This window comes from Dyella sp. C11 (assembly GCF_003121485.1).
GTDB lineage: Bacteria > Pseudomonadota > Gammaproteobacteria > Xanthomonadales > Rhodanobacteraceae > Dyella.
Genome location: NZ_QAVX01000045.1, coordinates 1 through 3,027, shown reverse-complemented (window position 1 = coordinate 3,027; position 3,027 = coordinate 1). Strand labels below are relative to the sequence as shown.

Annotated in this window: 3 protein-coding genes; all 3 read right to left on the bottom strand. The window is 55.1% G+C overall.

Translation table 11 applies throughout. The annotated features are described in order from the left end of the window. Positions 1–252 precede the first annotated feature (252 nt). Positions 253–1,185, bottom strand: coding sequence for an AEC family transporter (locus DK366_RS21060; protein ID WP_109127519.1), 933 nt, complete (start codon positions 1,183–1,185; stop codon positions 253–255). Positions 1,186–1,251: 66 nt separating this feature from the next. Continuing rightward, complete coding sequence (locus DK366_RS21055) at positions 1,252–2,115, bottom strand: alpha/beta hydrolase (RefSeq protein WP_109127518.1); 864 nt, start codon at positions 2,113–2,115, stop codon at positions 1,252–1,254. A 69-nt stretch (positions 2,116–2,184) separates the two neighbouring features. Then, the gene (locus DK366_RS21050) at positions 2,185–2,952 is read right to left on the bottom strand and encodes a TetR/AcrR family transcriptional regulator (protein ID WP_198651653.1); all 768 of its coding nucleotides are present in this window, start codon (positions 2,950–2,952) and stop codon (positions 2,185–2,187) included. Positions 2,953–3,027: the final 75 nt, after the last annotated feature.

Sequence of the window (3,027 nt, the reverse complement as noted above, 5' to 3'; positions counted from 1 at the left end):
ATCCAAGCCGGCACAACGATATCAACGGGCAGATGCGAAACATTGCGCGGAACATGACGCCTGACGAAATGGCTCAAGCGGCGTCGTTTTACGCTGCAGGAAATTGAGCAAAAATTTCCGCCTGCACACAGACCAAAGCTAACTTGTGCGCCACATCTTGCCTCTTCGCATCAGATCACAAGGCACACGTTGACTCGACCATCTTAAGGCTTGAATAAGCACGTGTGCCTGTGTCCTCCTGCTGCTTACAAGCTAGCCTGTATGAAATAGGGCTATAAGCAAAGAGATGGTCACAATGGAAAGCAGCGTTGAAATCAGGATGCTGCTTGCAACCACCTGGGCGTCTTTTCCATACATGTTCGCAAGCATGTAGGGGCCGGTGCCTGTTGGCAGTGCGGCTATAACCACGGCAACTCCCGTTGCCTGCATAGAGATCTGGAACACCTCGTGAGCCAGTAGCCATGTCGCCGCGGGCTGAGCGGCAAGCTTGAGCGCCACGAGTGAGGTGACCCGAGACCAAGGGGCAGCTTCGCGTCGCTCGCCTATGAAAGCGCCCAGTGAGACCAGTGCGCACGGACTTGCTGCGTCAGCCAGGTATTTGAGGAAGTGGTCCGCGCCGACGGGAATGGTTGGCATCAGGGCTGCGTAGAGCACACCAAGGACTGGCGCCAGCACCATCGGATTTTTGGCAACAGAAAAGAGTACTTTGCGAAGGATGCGCCAGCCTCCTTCCTGGCTTTGATCAATCTCCATGAGAGCGACTGAGGCGCCAAAGAGCACGCAGACTGTCACTATGGCTGTGATGGTCACCGAAGTAAGGCTTGCGGGGCCAAAGGCGGCGAGGCACAAAGGGAACCCGATGAAGCCTACGTTTGCGTAGCTTGCATTGAGTCCATCGAGATTGGAATGCGAAAGGCTTTGTCCTCGCAGGCGTCCGCGTATCAAAGCGATCACAAAGACAACGCCACATCCTATGGTGAATGCTGCGATAAAACCTGGCTGTCGCAAGTCATGCCAGCTGGCCGTTGCCATGATGCGGAAGAGTAGGGCGGGCATGGCGACGTACACGACAAAGCGATTGAGTTCTGCCGCTGCCGTTTCGCCGAGCCATCGGCGTCGACGTGCGAACCAGCCCGCACCGATAAGTGCGAAGACGGGAAGAACGATATTGAGCAGGACGTTCATAAGTAAGTAGCTGCCGCGCTTGAGATCCGCGCAGCTGGTAACTGCACGGATCTGATATGTACAAAATCAGCCGTTCCAGTCCTTGAGGAAATCGAGCAACAGCATGTTGACGATTTCTGGCTGCTCCTCTTGCACGAGATGGCCGGCGCCAGGTACGGCATATGTGCGTAAGTTGCTCGCCATTTCGGCCCACACCCTTGGCATATCGAACATTTTGCCAACGCCGTCGAACTCGGCGCCCCATAGCGATAGCGTTGGTATGTCGATCTTTACGTCTGCATCGACGAGATCCTGTGCCACGTCTGTGGCATTGGCCCTGTAATCGGCCAGTGCGCCGCGCACCGCTCCGGGTTGACGATAGGCGTCGATATAAGCCGCCATGTCTTCTTCGGTAAAGGCAGCCTTGTTGTGGCTCCATGCCGAAAAGAAGTAACGCAGCCAGGGTTCCTCGCGACCTTCAATCAGAGCCTCAGGAAGCTCGGGGACTAGATGAAACATGAAGAACCAGTAGACTTTGGCCATCTTCGCATTGAACTCGCGCGCAACGATTCGTGTGGGCACGTTGTCCATCACGACCAGGCGGTCAACCAGCTCAGGATGGTCTTTTACGAAGCGCGTAGCGACGCGCGCGCCTCTGTCGTGGCCGACGAGTGCGATCTTGGATAGATCGAGCGCATTCATCAGCTCCCGAAGATCCAGCGCCATATTGCGTTTGTCGTATCCATCGGCTGGCTTGTCAGTCTTGCCATAGCCGCGCAAATCCGGGGCGATCACGCGGTAGCGCTTGGCTAGCACGGGAATCTGATGACGCCAACCATAGTTGGTTTCAGGGAAGCCATGGAGGAGCACCACCGGAACGCCGTTCCCGGCATCTATAAAATGCTGATTGATACCATTGGCTTTAATGGTTCGATGTTGAATGTTCGTCATGATTTACTCCGCAGGACACCGTGCCCGCATCTTCGACGCGTGCCATATCGGCTCCAGAAATAAAGTAGTTTAGTTCGGGTGGGCAGGTTCCAGCATAGACAGCGCTGGCCCGATCAGGCCCTCTATCAATGACTTTTCCGGTCGAATGCGGGCAAGTACGCGCAAACCCATAAGGACTGCCAGTAATGCACGTGCAAGATCCTTGGCATCTTTGGCGTCATCGATCTCTTTGGTCGCCTGACCAGCGCGGATACAACGAAGGAAAAAGGACTCGATCAGGCGCGTCTCTTCCGCCACCATCTGCTGCAGCTCGGCATCAGCTGATGTCGCTTCAATGGCGGTATTTACGAGCATGCAGCCACGGTGTTGTTCGTCGGCTAGCGATGTCGCTGCCATTTCTTTGAAGAACACCGCAATCGCTTTACGGGGCGAAAATTTGGCTTCTACGCGGTTCAGTCGTTCGTGCAGGGTGCGGTCCAAGTACCGATTAAGCACCTGTAGATACAAACCCCGTTTGTCGCTGAACGTGTGATAGAGGCTGGTTATTGACAGCCCTGTTTCCCGGGTCAGGTCGCGCGTGGACGTGGCACCGTAACCTTTGGCCCAGAATAGTTCTGCGGCGGCATCAAGTACTTCGCCTTCATCGAATTGTTTGTGCCTGCCCATAGGAAGAGCCTGTCTTTGCTGTCCGACGATACTGTATCGATCGATGCGTAAATATAATGTATCGGTCGATACAATAAGTCCCTTCTGGGCTGTTCGACTTTGGAACAGCGTGATCTGCTTGGGAAACAGTGGTGACGACCTGACTGTTAATCGGGGGGGGGGGCGAGTCATCGTCAGGCCACCCTCATGAACAAGCCTAGCCCTGACAATGTCTACCGGCCGCAGCCTGGGCTCTATCTAATACCC

What these genes read in the sequence shown, in the direction of transcription:
- DK366_RS21060 (WP_109127519.1), bottom strand. Translation starts at nt 1,185, where the DNA reads ATGAACGTCCTGCTCAATATCGTTCTTCCCGTCTTCGCACTTATCGGT.
- DK366_RS21050 (WP_198651653.1), bottom strand. Translation starts at nt 2,952, where the DNA reads ATGACTCGCCCCCCCCCCCGATTAACAGTCAGGTCGTCACCACTGTTT.
- DK366_RS21055 (WP_109127518.1), bottom strand. Translation starts at nt 2,115, where the DNA reads ATGACGAACATTCAACATCGAACCATTAAAGCCAATGGTATCAATCAG.